Below are 17,433 nucleotides of genomic sequence, written 5' to 3'. Positions count from 1 at the left end.
TGGAGGCGTTTTCATGTTATTATAGCATGAGGATTTCATTTTTCGTAATTAAAAATAGAATGAAAAATTTAAAATGACATCTTTATTTTGAAATTAAAATTCAGTATAATTATACTGAAATTAAAATAATCTTGAATTTTAGTATGAATACGCTTAATATAAAGTTGAATTTTATTAAGTTTAGGCAGTAGAAATTTAATGGTGAGTAGGGAACAGAAATGGCGATTAATGATAATATTTTGATCAAGATTCGGGATATGAAGATGAGCCTGACGCCTGTCGAGAAAATGGTAGCAGAATGTATATTGGCTAACATGGAAGAAATCCCCCATCTTTCGATTAAAGGTCTTGCTGGGCTGAGTAAAACTAGTGACGCATCTGTTCTTCGTTTCTGTAAAACCATGGGCTATAGCGGCTACCGCAGTTTTATCGTAAGTATTTCTGCCTCACTAGGCTCAATGGATGAGGAGCAGAAGGATCAGTATACTGATATACAGCCAGGAGACGAATTATCCGTTATCATTTCTAATATTTCACACAACAATGTCAAGTCAATTGAGGATACGCTTAGTGTAATTGATCGGAATGAAGTAGCACGTGCTGTGAAAGTTCTTCGAACCAGTAATCGTATTGTTTTTTTTGGTATCGGTGCTTCGGGTTTGGCATGTAAAGATGGGGAACAAAAATTCACCCGGATTAATAAAATGTGCAACGCGTATACCGACGGGCATAGTCAACTTACTGCTGCAACTCTCTTGGGAAAAGGCGACGTGGCTATCTTTGTCTCTAATTCTGGTGATACGTTAGAGATTCTTGATTCGCTGGAAATTGCTAAGAAGAATGGAGCAAGCATTATTGCCATTACGAAATATAACAAAAGCGAGCTGGCGGAAAAGTCGGACATCCTTCTAAGCATTTCAACACCAGAGATAACGATAAGAAGCGGCGCTATGGGATCTAGAATTGCCATGCTGACTGTTATCGATATTTTATTTGCAGGTGTGGCTAGCGCTGAATATCAAAATGTTAAAAAGTATTTATCCAAAACTCATAATATCTTAGCGAGCAAGCATAAGAAGTGACAAAAGCAGACATTGGCCAATATCAGCCGGTGTCTTTTTTTATTGATGAAAAAGAATTAAAAAAACAACAATTAAATTTATTATAAAATTTTATTTCAGAATCTATTGACGAAATTAATACAGAGGATTAATATTAACCTAAGAAACTGAATGTGTGTCATAGAATATGACATAACAAAAATCAGGGTAGGAGAATGAAATGCTATGAACGAATATCTTGCTGGACTGACGACGGAGGAGATCAACCGAGATACAGAGAGGATTGATGAAGGTACAACAGAGCAAATTTTGAGACTACTCAATCAAGAGGATGCCAAGGTGCCGGCTGCGGTAGCTGAGGAAATTCCGCAAATTATGAAAGCGGTTGATATTTTACATCATCTGCTTAAAAATGGCGGCAGGATGTTTTATATAGGGGCTGGTACTTCAGGAAGATTGGGTGTGCTTGACGCATCGGAATGTCCACCTACTTTCGGTGTTGATCCTTTGCTTGTGCAAGGACATATTGCTGGAGGAGACCATGCTTTGAGATTTGCTGTGGAGGGGTTTGAAGACAATGCAGAGGAGGGGATCGCATTAATCGAGCGGTGTGGTGTGACGGATAAAGATGCAGTTATTGGAATTTCTGCAAGTGGAAGTGCAAATTTCGTCATTGCCGGTTTAAGGAGAGCCGCTGAGCTCGGTGCCGCAACAATAGGGGTAGTGAACAACAAAAATTCCAAATTAGAAGAGGTTTGCAAAGTGTGTATCGCACCAGTCGTTGGGCCGGAAGCAATTACTGGCTCTACACGGTTGAAAGCAGGAACAGCACAGAAGCTTGTTCTAAACATGCTTACAACGTGTACGATGGTGAAACTAGGAAAGACTTATAATAATCTAATGGTTGACTTAAAGGCTAGTAATAACAAGTTGAATGACCGTTCTATACGAATTATTCAGACGGCCACTGGTGTTGACTGGAGTATTGCAGCTCAATATTTAGAAAAAGCTTCAATGAGCTGTAAGCTCGCCATTATGATGATCAAAACCAGCTTAAATGCAGACGATGCTCAGCAGGCACTCAATCACTGCGATGGCAACTTGAAAGCGGCAATACGTTCCTGTATTAAAGTTGTTTAACCTGTATTTGTACATGATATTCAAATCATACGACATCCTTAAGGGGGCATACTTCTATGAAAAAAAAATTGCGTGTTATGGCTTCAGTATTGGCTGTAAGCTTGTCTTTAACAACAGTGGTCGCTTGTTCATCCAATAACAACAATGGTAATGCTGCAGGTCCAAGCAATACAACAAACACAGGCAATACAGGGGCGAAAGATACAATTACAGCGCTGCTGCCGCCAGTTTCTTCTGGTTTTCAAGACAACTTCGCACAAATGGAGAAGGATTTTAATGCACTATATCCTAATCTAACTTTGAAAGTAGAACCTGCAAGTTGGGAAGATATGACACAAAAGCTAGATACACAGGTTAACGCAGGCAGTCCTCCAGACATCGCATTCATAGGCTCTGATGGTATTTCCAAGTATGTTCAGCAGGGAATGCTGATGGATATTACGGATACCGCAACGCCAGAGATGATATCTGATTATGATGCGGCACCACTAGAATACATGAAAAATGGCAGTGGACTTTATGGCTTCCCGGGTTACATGGAGGTTCACGCATTAGGCGGGAACAAGCAGTTCCTTGAAGAAGCGGGAATTGACTGGAAAAACGTACAAAAAAACGGTTGGACTTATGAGGAATTCCGTGAAGCAATCAAAAAAGGCGTCGTAAAAGAAGGAAACAATACAAGTCGTTATGGGTTTGTGTTCGCGACAGCTGGTGTTGCTGCTAAAGACTATCTGAATATCTTAATCAAAAATGCAGGTATGCCTGCTGCGTTTACAACGGATTTGAAATATGCATACACAAGTAAAAATTACTTGGAAGTATTGAAAGCGGTTAGACAGCTAATTGACGACGGTTCAATGCCGAAAGAGCTCAGCTCCGTTGATGCAGGTAAACGTTGGAATATGTTCCTAACCGGCCAAACGATGATTACCGGAAAAGGCCTTGCAACTTTTGAGAATTCTGCTAATAAGAACAACGAGAAACTTAAAGCTAATGATGGCAGTGCTGTTCAAGGAAGCATCGAAGCGAATTACATTGTGTTGCCTGTACCTACTTTCTTAGGACAAGAACGCAAGTCAAGCACTGTTGTTGACGGATATGTAACTTTCCGCGGCAAGAAAGAACCAACAGCTGAGCATAAAGCGAATGTTGTAAAGGCAGCTTACTTCCTAGCAAGCGGCAAGGTTGCGGCGACCACTAACAACGATCTATTCGCGGCACATATTACGAAAAGCGGCAGAGAAGCAGCCGAAAGTATGACAATTAACAGAGATGCTGACAATATTGCAGCTGTTGAAACGATGCTTGAGCATGCAACGCCTGCACGTCCTGATATCCCAGTTGAATTAGGCGCGAAAGCAATCAAACTGGAAGATGAAGTAATTATTCCTAAATTACAAGGCCTGCTCGCAGGTGAAATTACTCCTGAAGCAATGTATGAAGCGGTAAAAGCTGCTGCAATCAAAGCGTTTGGTGAAGACAAAGTTGTTCAAGACTAATTGATTATATTCGGATAGTCGTGTGCGTGGATTTACATGCGACTATCCGAATATGCTTTATTGAAACTGATAGTTGAAATGAGGTGTGGCAAAATGATTCAAACGATGAAACCTGCAAAAAAGCGGAAAATTAGAGGAGACGGCGCTTGGGGATATACGTTTATCGCAGTAGCGTTAGTAGTATTTGCGCTATTTACGGCGTACCCAGTTGCTAGCGCCTTCATTATCAGTTTTCAGGAATACAAGCCGCTCGGTTCTACTTATGTTGGATTTGATAATTATATCAATACATTTAATGATTCTTTATTTTGGAAATCTGTAAAAAATACGATAGTCTACACGATTCTAACGGTCCCGGTAGCGCTATTCTTATCTTTTACTGTGGCGATCATGATTTTGCCGTTGAAGAAATGGATGCAGACGACGTTTAAGGCGGTTTTTTATCTTCCTGCAGTTGCGTCCGGTGTCGCTCTATCGGTTGTATGGCTGTGGATTTTTGATCCAATGTCATCCGGTATTCTGAATCAATTACTTGGTACAGTAGGAATCGACAGTCAGAATTGGCTAGGTTCCAGTTCTACTTCTATGTTCTCTCTAGTATTCATGTCTTGGTTATCAAGCCATGGAACAAGCATTATCATTTATTTGGCTGCATTACTCGGTATAGATACGAGCTACTACGAAGCTGCTGAGCTAGACGGAGCAAACTTCTTGCAAAAGCTATGGTATATCGTCATTCCATGTTTGAAGCCAACGACTTTATTTCTTTTGGTTACCGGAGTTATTGGTTCGTTCCAAGTGTTCCAAAACGCTTACTTGATGACAGGCGGCGGTCCGGATAATTCGACCACGATGGTAGGCTTACTCATATTCAATAACGCATTTAAGTACTTTGAATTCGGCGAAGCAGCTGCACAATCCTTGATTTTAGCACTTCTTATCGCTGGGATAGCATTGGTCCAATTCAAATTCCTTGGCAAAGAAGTTGAATATTAAGGAAAGGGTGGATCAAGTATGGCTTTGTTCAACAACCATTTAGCTAATAATAAAATGAAGTTTTTTAGAAATACAATTATTATCATTCTGCTTTTACTGTTTGCTCTAGCAACCTTGTTTCCTATCTATTTCATGATTATTTCATCCTTAGGGGATCCAGTTGAAGCAGGAGCGATGAGTTACTCCTTGTTCCCTACAAAGATATCACTTGATTCCTACAAGTTTTTCTTTGATTACAGTGAATATTCCTTTCGTTGGCTTACTAACTCTCTAATAGTAGCTGGAGCAGTTACGGTATCCAATGTGTTTTTTGCCAGTATGGCAGGTTATGCTTTCTCGAAAATACAATTTAAAGGCAGAGCAGCCCTGTTTACTTTGTTGCTATGTGCAATGATGATTCCTTATCAAGTAACTCAGGTGCCTCTGTATATTCTAATTGTGAATGTATTCCAAATCCAGAATACGTATAGTGCTTTGATCATGCCAGGTTTAGTTACTGTGTATAACATTTTCTTAGCCAAACAATTTATGAGTACGATTCCTAAAGAGATTATTGAAAGCGCGAAGATGGAAGGCGCTAATCAGTTTCAAATTTATCTCAAAGTTATTTTGCCGTTATCGAAAACCGTAATGGCTGTAATGGCAATTCTCACTTTCATGGAAAACTGGAACACTTTTTTCTGGCCATTCCTCGTTACGAATACGATGGATATGCAGACGATTCAAGTTGGCTTAAAAAACTTCCGTTTTGCAAATACAACGTATTTCGCACCGATGATGGCGGGCGCTACCATTTCTGCACTGCCTATGTTTATTCTCTTCTTCAGCCTTCAGAAGTATTTCTTGGAAGGCGTAACAGTGGGAGCGGTGAAAGGCTAAATGACTCCTACAGCTATATTACCAGTGCGTGATCGTCGCTATGTTGTTGGATTGATGTCCGGTACTTCAGTAGATGGTATTGATGCGGCTGTAATAGAGATTAGCGGTATGCTAGGCGCTCAGCCTCAAGTTGAACTAATTGCATTCGAGAATTTGTCTTATCCGATTAAAGCCAGGGAAGAGATCTTTCGTTTGTTCGATCCTAATCAGGCAACGGTAGACCGTGTAGGACGCATGAACATATGGCTAGGTGAATTATATGCGAAGGCAGCTCTCTCCGTTATAGCAAAAGCCAATCTGGAGCCCAAAGATATTATGGTTATCGGTTCCCATGGTCAAACCATTTACCATGCTCCGGAGGAGCAAATTGTGGATGGTTACGATCTGCATTACACCGTGCAAATTGGGGAAGGCGCAGTTATTTCTGCCCGTACAGGGATCACCTGTGTATCTGATTTCCGAGTGGCTGATATGGCAGTGGGTGGTCAAGGTGCGCCGCTCGTTCCGTTCACGGAATATCTGTTGTACAGAGAGGACAATCGTACCTTGCTGTTACAAAACATCGGCGGTATTGGCAACGTTACCGTAATTCCCGCTGGCGGTACACCAGAACAGGTCTATGCCTTTGATACAGGTCCAGGAAATATGCTGATCGACGGGATGATATCTGCCTTATATCCCGGAGAGAAAACGATGGATACTGGAGGGGCCATTGCTGATAAAGGAAATGTAAATGCAGAGCTTCTTCTTCTACTTCAACAAGAGGCATATTACAGCCTTCCTTTGCCCAAATCAACGGGTAGAGAACTCTTTGGCTCTTCTTATATAGATGAGTTGTTACGTTATCAACAAGAGCATCATTTATCTTCTGAAGATATCATTGCAACCGTCACCATGCTTACAGCGTGGTCGATAGGGGATGCCTATCGGCGATATATACGGCAACGCAATCCGGCTGATGCAATGATTGTGGGCGGAGGCGGCAGCTATAACCCTGTATTGATGAAATTCCTTCAGCATGAAATGGAATCTATGGGTGTGCAGCTGCTTACGCAGGAAGAGGTTGGTCATAACAGTGATGCTAAGGAGGCCATTGCTTTCGCCTTGCTTGCTGATTATGCGTTGGCTAGACAACCCAACAATCTTCCTATCGTTACAGGAGCACAACGAGCTGTAATCATGGGGAAAATATCATACTAGCGTTCAATCTCAATGGAGGCATCAAATCATGATTGTGACTTGGGATAGCCAGTATATCCACGATGTTATTGCTTTGTGGAATATGGAAGCTGTAAAGGATAGTTATAAGGAGCATACTGAAGCTAGCTTTTCAGACCTATTCTTGTCAAATGCGTACTTTGATAAAGAAGCAACATTTGTTTTATTGGAATCCGATCAGGTTATAGGCTTTGCTTGTGGATGCACGGGTGACGATCTGCCTCTTGGAAAAGAGGCAGGATATATCACTTGTATCGTTCTTTCCAGCGATTTTAACACCAATGAAAACTTTAGCTTAATGCTGGATGCATTAGAAAATCACTTTCGTAATTTAGATAAAACGCAAGCGGATATTCTGTTTTTTAATCCTATGCTGCTGCCGTGGTATATACCGGATACTCCGAAGCATGAGCATAACAACGCACCTGGAGTGCCGGTGAATAGCTTATTATACTCATTTCTGCTCAATCAAGGATATATCGAGCGAGCAATTGAAGTTGCCATGTACTTGAATCTAGCAAATTTCTCGATACCCGAAGATATAAAAGCCAAAGAAGCAAAAGCAGCACTCAAAGGCTATACGGTCCAGCTATTCGATTCAGAAAAGCACAGCGGCTTAGAAGAGATGCTGAATGGATTTGATAATCCCTTATGGAAGAGCCAAATTCCTCAATACGCTAACAACAACGTACCTATCGTAATAGCTGCGCTTGAAGGCAAGGTAGTCGGATTTGCAGGACCAGTCATTCGTCAGGATAATGGGCGAGCTTTTTTCGCTGGAATCGGGGTGCATCCTGATTACGAGGGACACGGCTTAGGCAGTATCCTGTTCTTTAAACTATGCGAAGCCTTTCAAACGATCCAAACCGAATACATGTCTTTATTTACGGGACACGAAAACCCGGCAATCCGTATTTACGAGAAGGCAGGTTTTAATAAGGTCAAACAATTTGCTGTCATGAGGAGGATATTATAATGAGTGATCAAAAACTAACCATTTTGGCTATCGGTGGCCATGTAGGGGATATGGAATTAACTGCTGGCGGCGTGTTGTCAAGCCATTCTCTTAAAGGTGATCGAATTGTAACCCTAGCATTGACTGCAGGTGAACGTGGTGTTCCGGCAGGTAGAGATATGGCAGAATATCGCGAGCAGAAGGTGAATGAGGGCAAGCTTTTCGCTGAAATGCTAGGTGGCGAATCGATCGTATTTGAGACTCCAGATGGTGAACTGCAGGATAGTGAAGAAATGCGGATGCGTGTTTGTGACGTAATTCGTGAAGTTAAGCCTAACATTATCATTACTCATTTCAAGAACAGCATGCACAAGGATCATATGACAACTCACCTTATTGTTAATGACGCACGCTTTTTTGCAGGATTGGGTTCGTTTAAACGAGAATTGCCTGCTTTCTTTGCCTCAAAATTGTATTATGCAGAAAACTGGGAGGATGCAGTCGACTATAAACCGTATGTATATGTGGATTTCGACCAAGAAGCATATGATCTGTGGATTAAGGCAGTTTCCCAACATTGGTTCGTAACTGGAAGCAAATCATTTCCTTACTTAGAATACTATAAGCATTTATCGAGAGTTCGCGGTATTGAAGCGCGCAAACAATATGCGGAAACCTTCATGGTTCCAGAAGAAACGAAGCGCGTTCTTCAAGGTGAGCTATGATCCGAAACGGTATTGATTGCATCTTGGAATATGCCCATTTGTTCAAAGGGAAACGACTGGGACTAATTACGGCGCCTACCGGATTGAACAGCGATTTTGTAACTACGATTCAGATTCTGCATGAGCATTTCAACCTTGTTGCCTTGTTCTCGCCTGAGCATGGTGTGCGTGGTGATCAAGAGGCAGGAGCGCTGGTTGAAAATTATGAGGACCCTATTACGGGAGTTCCGGTATATAGCTTGTATCGTAAGGATTCCAAGCGACTGACTTCGGATATGTTGGACGAGGTTGATCTGGTTGTATACGATATTCAGGATGTGGGAGTGCGGTATTATACCTTTATCTCTACGATGCTGAATGCAATGGAGGATTGTGCTAAAGCGGGCAAGGAATTTATCGTCCTTGATAGAATAAATCCGCTCGACGGCTTGACTGTTGAAGGGAATATTTTAAAGGCGGGCTATCAATCCTTTGTTGGCAATTATCCACTTCCTGTGCGTTATGGTCTGACTGCTGGTGAAGTAGCTACTATGGCAAACGAGCAGATGAGCTGGAATTGCGCGCTGCATGTGGTACGCTGCAGCGGTTGGGAGAGGAGTATGCACTTCCCTGATACCGGGCAAGTATGGGTACATCCTTCGATGAATATTCCGAGATATGAGACTGCTTTGCTTTACTCGGGAACCTGTTTATTCGAGGGGACAAATATTTCAGAAGGCAGAGGAACGACCTTTCCTTTTGAAATGATAGGAGCGCCATTTATTGATGCGGAGCAGCTTGCGAATGAAATGAATAAGAAGAGGCTGCCGGGCGTACTGTTTCGACCGGTATACTTTAAGCCTACCACATCAAAGTTTCAAGGAGAGTTATGCAGCGGAGTACAGCTTTATATAACCGATACCCATGCTATTAAATCTGTGGAAACGGGTGTTACTTTGTTGTATACCATTAAGCATCTCTATGAATCGTTTTCTTTCCTGCCTCCGCTGAAGGAAAACGCGAGACCGTTTATTGATTTATTGTGCGGAGATAAGCTGTATCGCGACGATTCGGTGCAGGTATCCGTTTTGTTGGAGCAATTCCGTGAGGAAAGTCGGGAATTCGTAAGTCTTAAACAGCAGTATCATCTCTATAAGTGAAGAAGGTGCAATATGAATAAACTATCGCTGAGAGAGAAGATTGGTCAGTTAATCGTTACAGGATTTCCTGAACCGAGCATAACCGATGATCTTAGGAGTTTGATAACGGATTATAAAATCGGGAATATCATATTGTTCACTTATAATATTGAAAATAAGCTGCAGCTCCGTACGCTATGTACGGAGCTGCAGCAGTCAATAACGAACAATACCGGATTTCCGGCCTTGATCTCTATCGACCAAGAGGGAGGCAGAGTTACACGTCTGCCAGGGGATGCAACCAATATTCCAGGCGCAATGGCTATTGCGTCTACCGGCCGTTCGGAAAATGCTTATTCCGCAGGTCGTATAACTGCGCGTGAGATGCGTGCGCTAGGAGTAAATTTCAATCTAGCTCCTGTTTTGGACATCAATAATAACAAACAAAATCCAGTAATTAATGTACGTTCTTACGGAGATACAGTTGAGACCGTTGAAGAATATGGCATGCAAATGATGAAAGGCTTGAAGGACGGAGGGGTGCTGGCAGCTCTCAAGCATTTTCCAGGTCATGGCGATACCGCAGTAGACTCTCATTTGGGTCTTCCTATTATCGATAAAACCATAGAAGAGCTTATGGAATTAGAGCTAAAGCCATTCCGTACCGCGATTGAAAGTGGAGCGGAATGTATTACAAGCGCTCATAATCTCTTTCCGTCCATTGAGAAAGAACGGGTTCCTGCTACGATGTCCAAAACCATAATTACCGATTTGTTGAAGAAGCAATTGGGCTATGATGGATTAATTATCTCCGATTGTTTGGAGATGAATGCCATCAAAAATTATTACGGAACAGCGCAGGGGGCAGTAGGCGCCATCAAAGCTGGGGTGCATATGGTTTATGTAAGCCATACGCCAGCGCTTGTCATTGAAACAGTGGAAATGATTGAACAAGCTGTTCAGTCGGGAGAACTGTCTATGACGATCATCGACGAAGCTGTGGAAAAAGTACTTTTTTATAAGAAAAAATACGGCGCAACGACGAACCTAGAGCTATCTGTCGTGGGCAGCAGCACTCACCGTCATGCAGCCGAAGCTATAAGTTTGGAAAGCATCTGTCATGTGCGCGGGAACCTAATGGCTGTCGAGAAGCACGACAAAGCTACAATCTTTATAGGGAGCTATCCTTATCGAACCGATATGGCCTCTAGTCATGCGAGAACAGATGTATCTTTTCCTGCAGCACTATCCGCGGCTTTATCTACGGAGCATTTGATGACCAGTATTGATCCTGATCAGGATGAAATTAATCAGATCTTAAGCCATGTAGATGGTTATGCCAGAGTTGTGATTGGACTGTATAATGCGATTGATAATGCAGGCCAATTGGAGCTTGTAAATCGCCTATCCGCGAAAGGACATCAGGTAACGGCTGTCGCGCTTGGCAAGCCATACGACTTGGACGTTCTGGAGGGGGACGTTTGTGGAGTAGCTGCCTTTGAGTATACGCCTTTAGCTATAAAGTCTTTGATAAAAATTATGAGCGGTGACTATGCGCCTACTGGTATGATTAGTATTAAAGGTTAATAAGGACGTGATCTTGGGATGAAATATGTAGCTGGATTAGATGGCGGCGGCACCAAAACAGCGGTAACTGTTGCTGATGTGAATGGTCGAGTGATGCATACCTTTGCATCCGGAGCGATTAACTATAATGGACAAGACGAGGACAGCATCCGCAATAGTCTCCAAGAAATTGTGGATACGATTGGCAAGCTGTGCGGCGGAGTAGATCACTGTGTACAGATGTGCATCGGCGCGGCAGGCATCAGTAATCCGACGGTCATCACTCGGCTGACTACTCATATCAGAGAATGCGGATATCAGGGAGGATTAATTATTACAGGCGACCATGAGACAGCTTTATGGGGTGCGCATAACCAGGAATATGGCATTATTCTAATTGCGGGCACCGGGTCGATCTGTTATGGCAAAAATGAACTTGGTCTATCCCATCGTACTGGCGGTTGCGGCCACCTGATCGATGATGAAGGCAGCGGTTACAGCATCGGGCGTGATTTGCTTACAGCAGTTGTGCGAGTGAATGACGGGCGTATACAGCAAACCGCGATCACTAATATGGTGTATGAGCAGCTTCAGGTGAAGTCGGTTCAGGAGATTATCGGATTTGTATATGACAAAAGGACAAATAAAAAGGATATAGCGGCACTTGCTCCTATCTTGTCAGCCGCCTGTGCGCTAGGTGATGAAACGGCACTGACCATTGCGAGAAAAAGCGCGCAATCGTTGGCCGAATTGGTGTCGCCAGTAGTAGAAAAGCTGAACTTGCACAATGGTGCGGTTGCAATGGCGGGAAGTGTTCTGCTGAAGAATACGTTTGTGACGGCAGCTCTCGTAGAAAATTTAGAACGAGTCTATCCGAACTTGCGATGTATTGCTGCGAAAAATGAGGCGTCAAGCGGTGCTGTACTTATCGCATTGAACCAATTAAGTTAGGTGAAAAACAGAAGCACGCGGCAGATTAATCGCCGCGTGCTTCTGTTTTATGCGCATGTTGATTTTATTGTCATATAGACTTTCACTCTGACTTTGATGATAATGCGTCTCGGAGGACCTGTTCGACCTTGCTGAGATGATCCATAATCAGTTTAGCAGCACGCTGCTTGTCTTGAAGCTCAATAGCCTCATAGATGGTTTGATGTTCACTGAGAAGCCTGGCTGCGGTTGCTTTCTCCCGATAAAACCATAATTCTCGAGTCTGCCGAATAGATCCGGCAAATCGATCAGATATCGATTCCATGAGTTGAATGAGTAGGGAATTTCCGGATGCAGCAGCTATGGCCATATGGAACTCAGTGTCAGCGCGTTCACCCTCTGACGTATCATTGCGGCCTAAGCTATGCTCCATGACAGATAAGAGTCCGCGAAGACGGGATAAATCATCCTCGGTACGTTTTTCAGCAGCAAGGGACGCCGCTCCGATCTCAAGCACCCCGCGGACCTCGAGAAGCTCAATTAGGGAATCCGCCCCTTGAAATAATTGATCAGCCCCGCTTTTTGTCTCGCTTGGAAGAACCGCTTTGACGAACGTTCCTCCTCCTTGGCGAACGTCTAACCATCCCATAGCTTTCAATGCGCTGACGCCTTCCCTGATTGTAGAACGGCCGACGCCATAAGCTTCAGCGAGCTCGACTACTGACGGCAGTCTTTGCCCTGGCTGCAGCTCTCCTGATTGGATCTGACGAAGAATGTGATCAGCTACCAATTCGTGGCCTTTCGGGTTTTCTATTTTCATATTGCGCATTATGAACCTCCAAAGCGTCGATAAATTCAATTTGATTCGATATCTATACAATACTACAAGTTTGAAATATAATGAAGTAAAAGTCATCAGATGACCTGATGTTTATGTGGGAGGAATTTTTATGTTGGATACAACACTTACTCAAGAGCTTCGGAGAATTGTAGGAGATAAATACTATCGAGATGATAAAGAAGCGTTGGTCAGCCATTCGTACGACGGAACACCGATGCTTCAAAGCTTGCCAGACGGTGTAATCTATCCAGAAAATACACAACAAATATCTGAAATTATGAAAGCTCTTGCCGCTCACCGAGTACCTATAGTCCCACGAGGCTCCGGATCCAATTTGTGTGGAGGGACGGTACCTGTTCAAGGCGGAGTTGTACTAGTTATGCATCGTATGAATCGCATATTGGAGATTGACCAAGAAAATTTGACGGCTATCGTACAGCCTGGAATCATAACTGCACAGTTTATTGCTCACGTTGAGTCGTTAGGACTTTTCTATCCGCCTGATCCCAGCAGTATGAAGATATCAACGATTGGCGGCAATATCGCGGAATGCTCAGGAGGCTTGCGCGGACTCAAGTACGGTACAACGAAGGATTATGTAATTGGGTTAGAAGCAGTTCTAGCAAATGGAGAAATTATCCGAACTGGCGGCAAGCTCATGAAGGATGTCGCGGGTTATGACCTGACAAAGCTATTGGTAGGCTCGGAAGGAACACTCGCTATCATCACCGAAGCAACTTTAAAGCTGGTGCCACCGCCGGCTACTAAAAAGACGATGCTTGCGATGTTTAAGGATCTTTATGGGGCTGCTAGAGCGGTATCCCGGATTATCGAAATGAAGATCATACCGGCTACGTTGGAATTTATGGATAACCCGACTATTCGTGTTGTCAATGATTTTGCCAAGCTGGGTCTTCCGCTGGATATGGAGGCGATCCTATTGATTGAACAGGACGGCGAACCAGAAACGGTCGAACGTGATATTGCGCGTATTAGAGAAATATGCGAAATGGAAAAAGCTGACCGCATAGATGTTGCGGAGACTAGGGAGCAGGCAGAGAAGCTGTTGACGGCGCGCCGCAGTGCTTTTACGGCATTGGCGCGGCTAAGACCGACTACGATACTCGAGGATGCAACGGTTCCTCGTTCAAAAATTGCCGATATGGTGCTTCGTATTAATGAAATTGCTCGGAAATATAATGTCTCCATTGCAACATTTGGTCATGCGGGAGACGGAAATCTACATCCTACCGCGACAACGGACGCAAGGGATCATGAAGAAATTCATCGCGTGGAGCAGGCGTTTGAGGAAATTTTCGAAGCAGCTATCGAGCTTGGCGGCACCATTACCGGTGAGCATGGCGTTGGCCTTGTGAAAGCGCCGTTCTTGGAATGGAAAGTCGGAAAAGCGGGTATGGAGGTAATGAGCGGGATCAAGCAGGCATTCGATCCTCTGCACCTTTTGAACCCTGGCAAAATATTTGCCAAGGAAACAAGAAAAAGGGTGGTGATTGAGCGTGGCTAATACAAGTGTTCAAACTCATATTCATAATGAAATTCCGAGTAAACCAGCTATTGAACATAGCAACCCGCTTGCAAGAACATTGCTTGCTAAACTCGATTACGATCAGCTCACAAATTGCATGCGCTGTGGATTTTGTCTCCCTGCTTGTCCCACATTCCGGGAAACAGGGCTTGAACCAGAATCTCCTCGGGGTCGAATTGCGCTCATGAAAGCCGTTGCGGATGGCATTATGGATCCGGATCAAGCATTTGAAGACCAAATGAATCACTGTCTAGGCTGCAGAGCATGTGAACCGGCATGCCCGGCTGATGTGAAATATGGACAATTAATTGAGCAAGCTCGTGACGCTATTGAAGATCACGCTGACCATAGCGCTCCTGTATCAGGAATGCGCAAACTATTTTTCAAAGGAGTTTTCCCTCACCGCAAAAGCTTGAAGCTGCTGGGCAGATCACTATCTCTCTATCAAAAATCCGGCTTGCAAACCATTGCCAGAGGAAGCGGTATGATGCGTCTGTTTCCTAAGCATTTGCGTGAAATGGAGCAAATTTTACCTGAGGCGACTGGAAAAGGTGTGGTCGAAAGACTAGGAACTGTATATCCTGCTAAGGGTGAAAAGGTGGCTCGTGTCGCTTTGTTCCGGGGCTGCATTATGGATGTGATGTTTGCTGAGACGAATGTTAACACAGTCAAGCTGCTTGCTGAAGCTGGCTTCGAAGTTGTCATTCCGAATGAACAAGTGTGCTGCGGAGCACTCCACGCACACAGTGGTGAGATGGATTTGGCCAGAGGGCTGGCACGTACCAATCTAGAAGTGTTCAAAGAAGCTGGAATCGAGTATATTGTCTCCAACGCGGGCGGATGTGGAGCTCTTCTCGTAGAATATGATCATTTGTTGAAGGATGATTCCAAATACAATGAACTTGCGGAGTGGTTTGCTTCACGAGTAATTGACGTGAGTCAGTTGTTAGTCGAGCATGGCCGAATTCCTTCATTTGCTGAGTCAGAGGCAAGCGCAACCGAGCCGGTTACGATTACCTATCAAGACTCCTGCCACTTGCGAAATGTAATGAAAAGCTCGAATGCACCGAGGAAGCTCATGAGTCAGGTCGCCAATGTGAGCTTCACTGAGATGAAGGATGCAGACACCTGCTGCGGTTCGGCGGGCATCTACAATGTTACTCAGCCAGAGATGGCGGGGCAAATCCTTGATCGTAAAATGGAGCATGTCAACAATACCGGTGCTCGCTACTTGCTCACGAGCAATCCGGGCTGCCTGCTGCAGATGAAGCTAGGTGTGGAGAAGCATGGAGCGGGTTCTCAGATGGAAGTTAAGCATGTCGTTGATTTTCTTTATGAAAGAATTGCTGGTCGATCGAACCAATAATTGAAGAGAGATCCGTTAGAGCAGCCATGCCATGGCGAAGTCGGTTTTATTATAGGCTGAATACAACAGTCTTCTGTTTTAGACCCTGGGCTTCGTCAAGAAGTAATTCGGAGGAAGCAGATATTTCTTGCATCACTGCTGTTTGCTCCTGAGCAGCATTTGCAATACGAGAGCCGTCATCAGAAATGGTGGCGGCTGTGCTTGCAATATTTTTGGCTTTCTCAAAGGTACTGTTAATTTGTTCGGTTTGGACAGCAATATGCGTTACAATGCTTTGCAAAGCACGAGCTGTTTCGTTAACTGAAGTTATAACCTCGTCAAGCGCAAGCTTGGCGTTTTCGCCTGTTATCGTTTCGTGGTGAATCAGCTGCATCTGCTTGTCTGTCTCATTAACGACAGTCAAGGTTTGCTCCTGCATTTGTCCGATAAGCTGATTGATCTGATCACCAGCGGCTGCGCTGTCCGTTGCCAGCTTACGAATATGTTGGGCGACGACTGCGAAGCCATGACCCTGATCGCCAGCATGCGCAGCTTCTATAGATGCGTTGAGGGCTAGTAAATGAGTCTGGTCGGCAATTTGGCTGACAAGCTGCGAGATCTGACTGATTTCGCTCGCTTGCAGCTCAAGGCCGCGAACGATACGAAGTGTTTTCTGGCTTGTTTCGGATATGTGAAGCATGCCATCTACTAATGAACGCATCTGGGTCGCATTATCGGAAATAGTATGAACCATTGTATCGGCTAAAACGATGGCACGCTCAGCTTCGTTGTTTATTCCATGTGCACTCTCTGCCGTTTGTTCAGCGGTGTGCAGCATCTTCTGTGCTGAAGATGCTTGCATTGCTGCGCCATCAGCCATTCGTTCGATCGTTAAAGTAATCATTTCGATTTGATTGGTTGCTTGTCCAATTGCTGAACCAAGCGTATTGACGCCTCGGTCTGTAACTGTAACGCTGTCTGAAACATCGGTGATCATTTGCCGCAGATTACCCAGCATCACTTGGAAGGAATGATTTAATTTTCCGATTTCATCACGGGACTGATACTTCGGAATAGATATATTCAGATTGCCAGCTGCCACGCTATCGACAACATCTGTCAGTCGCAGCAGGGGTCTTATAATGAACTTTGCAGCCAGCCACCCGAGAACGCATGTCCACAACACCCCAAGTCCCATTACCCCTGTAATATAAATCCACTCTGTCATGTTCGGTGCCAATAATGGCTTTAATTGAAATATAAAGAAAGCGCTCGTGCTGTAGGTAGCTGTAGATACGATCAAGATGCCTAGCACAAGCTTTCGTACTAAACCGAATGCCATGTTAAATCCTCCCTATAGTTACATTGCTTACATACTACGCTTCATTAATTATATTAATTATGTGCTACTATTAAAGTGATGTAGATCACAGTCCATAAGAGAGGCTGCCGTTATGTAACGGCAGCCTGTTGATATATAAGATTAGGCTTGCAGAATGGCCTGAAGTCTCCTACATAACCTCCCTGCTCAAATATGGTTTTTGTTCGTCATTTAAAGTTAGGTTGTGAACTCTGGTTCCAATTCTTTGTCCGTTGCCTGATTGGCCATACCTG

Annotated in this window: 15 protein-coding genes; 13 read left to right on the top strand and 2 right to left on the bottom strand. The window is 43.9% G+C overall.

What is annotated here, in order from left to right:
• The first annotated feature begins 218 nt into the window (after positions 1 to 218).
• From AC0YN7_RS22450 to AC0YN7_RS22400, 11 genes are all read left to right on the top strand, one after another.
• Positions 219 to 1,082, top strand: a complete 864-nt coding sequence (locus AC0YN7_RS22450; RefSeq protein WP_475812256.1) for a MurR/RpiR family transcriptional regulator — start codon at positions 219 to 221, stop codon at positions 1,080 to 1,082.
• Between the two features lie 204 nt (positions 1,083 to 1,286).
• Positions 1,287 to 2,201 carry an N-acetylmuramic acid 6-phosphate etherase gene (gene murQ, locus AC0YN7_RS22445; protein WP_475812255.1) on the top strand — a complete coding sequence of 305 codons (915 nt, stop codon included), beginning with the start codon at positions 1,287 to 1,289 and terminating at the stop codon, positions 2,199 to 2,201.
• A gap of 56 nt (positions 2,202 to 2,257) precedes the next feature.
• Positions 2,258 to 3,700 (top strand): ABC transporter substrate-binding protein, encoded by a 1,443-nt coding sequence (locus AC0YN7_RS22440; protein WP_475812254.1) that lies wholly within the window; start codon positions 2,258 to 2,260, stop codon positions 3,698 to 3,700.
• Between the two features lie 93 nt (positions 3,701 to 3,793).
• A complete protein-coding gene (locus AC0YN7_RS22435) occupies positions 3,794 to 4,696 on the top strand; it encodes a carbohydrate ABC transporter permease (RefSeq protein WP_475812253.1) in 903 nt (300 codons plus the stop codon).
• 18 nt (positions 4,697 to 4,714) lie between these two features.
• Entirely contained in the window at positions 4,715 to 5,575 is an 861-nt protein-coding gene (locus AC0YN7_RS22430) for a carbohydrate ABC transporter permease (RefSeq protein WP_475812252.1), read from the top strand.
• The gene (locus tag AC0YN7_RS22425; RefSeq protein ID WP_475812251.1) at positions 5,576 to 6,775 is read left to right on the top strand and encodes an anhydro-N-acetylmuramic acid kinase; all 1,200 of its coding nucleotides are present in this window, start codon (positions 5,576 to 5,578) and stop codon (positions 6,773 to 6,775) included. It abuts the gene before it with no gap.
• A 28-nt stretch (positions 6,776 to 6,803) separates the two neighbouring features.
• Positions 6,804 to 7,769 (top strand): GNAT family N-acetyltransferase, encoded by a 966-nt coding sequence (locus AC0YN7_RS22420; RefSeq protein ID WP_475812250.1) that lies wholly within the window; start codon positions 6,804 to 6,806, stop codon positions 7,767 to 7,769.
• Positions 7,769 to 8,473: a PIG-L deacetylase family protein gene (locus AC0YN7_RS22415; protein WP_475812249.1), complete on the top strand. Its 705-nt coding sequence runs from the start codon at positions 7,769 to 7,771 to the stop codon at positions 8,471 to 8,473. Before AC0YN7_RS22420 ends, AC0YN7_RS22415 begins: the two co-directional genes overlap by 1 nt.
• Positions 8,470 to 9,612: an exo-beta-N-acetylmuramidase NamZ family protein gene (locus AC0YN7_RS22410; protein WP_475812248.1), complete on the top strand. Its 1,143-nt coding sequence runs from the start codon at positions 8,470 to 8,472 to the stop codon at positions 9,610 to 9,612. The genes AC0YN7_RS22415 and AC0YN7_RS22410 overlap by 4 nt, the downstream gene beginning before the upstream one ends.
• A gap of 12 nt (positions 9,613 to 9,624) precedes the next feature.
• A complete protein-coding gene (locus tag AC0YN7_RS22405) occupies positions 9,625 to 11,178 on the top strand; it encodes a glycoside hydrolase family 3 protein (protein ID WP_475812247.1) in 1,554 nt (517 codons plus the stop codon).
• Between the two features lie 18 nt (positions 11,179 to 11,196).
• Positions 11,197 to 12,108 carry an N-acetylglucosamine kinase gene (locus tag AC0YN7_RS22400; RefSeq protein ID WP_475812246.1) on the top strand — a complete coding sequence of 304 codons (912 nt, stop codon included), beginning with the start codon at positions 11,197 to 11,199 and terminating at the stop codon, positions 12,106 to 12,108.
• An 82-nt stretch (positions 12,109 to 12,190) separates the two neighbouring features.
• On the opposite strand, the gene AC0YN7_RS22395 is transcribed toward AC0YN7_RS22400, so the two are convergent.
• Positions 12,191 to 12,916 (bottom strand): FadR/GntR family transcriptional regulator, encoded by a 726-nt coding sequence (locus AC0YN7_RS22395; protein ID WP_475812245.1) that lies wholly within the window; start codon positions 12,914 to 12,916, stop codon positions 12,191 to 12,193.
• Positions 12,917 to 13,037: 121 nt separating this feature from the next.
• Here AC0YN7_RS22395 and AC0YN7_RS22390 point away from each other — a divergent pair, with 121 nt between their 5' ends.
• Complete coding sequence (locus AC0YN7_RS22390; RefSeq protein WP_475812244.1) at positions 13,038 to 14,453, top strand: FAD-binding oxidoreductase; 1,416 nt, start codon at positions 13,038 to 13,040, stop codon at positions 14,451 to 14,453.
• 19 nt (positions 14,454 to 14,472) lie between these two features.
• Positions 14,473 to 15,840 carry a (Fe-S)-binding protein gene (locus AC0YN7_RS22385; protein WP_475812289.1) on the top strand — a complete coding sequence of 456 codons (1,368 nt, stop codon included), beginning with the start codon at positions 14,473 to 14,475 and terminating at the stop codon, positions 15,838 to 15,840.
• A gap of 49 nt (positions 15,841 to 15,889) precedes the next feature.
• Here AC0YN7_RS22385 and AC0YN7_RS22380 read toward each other — a convergent pair whose 3' ends face one another.
• Positions 15,890 to 17,161, bottom strand: coding sequence for a methyl-accepting chemotaxis protein (locus AC0YN7_RS22380; RefSeq protein WP_475812243.1), 1,272 nt, complete (start codon positions 17,159 to 17,161; stop codon positions 15,890 to 15,892).
• Between the last annotated feature and the right edge of the window lie 272 nt (positions 17,162 to 17,433).

The organism is Paenibacillus sp. J31R122 (assembly GCF_056269185.1).
This window is presented reverse-complemented; position numbering and strand designations above follow the sequence as displayed.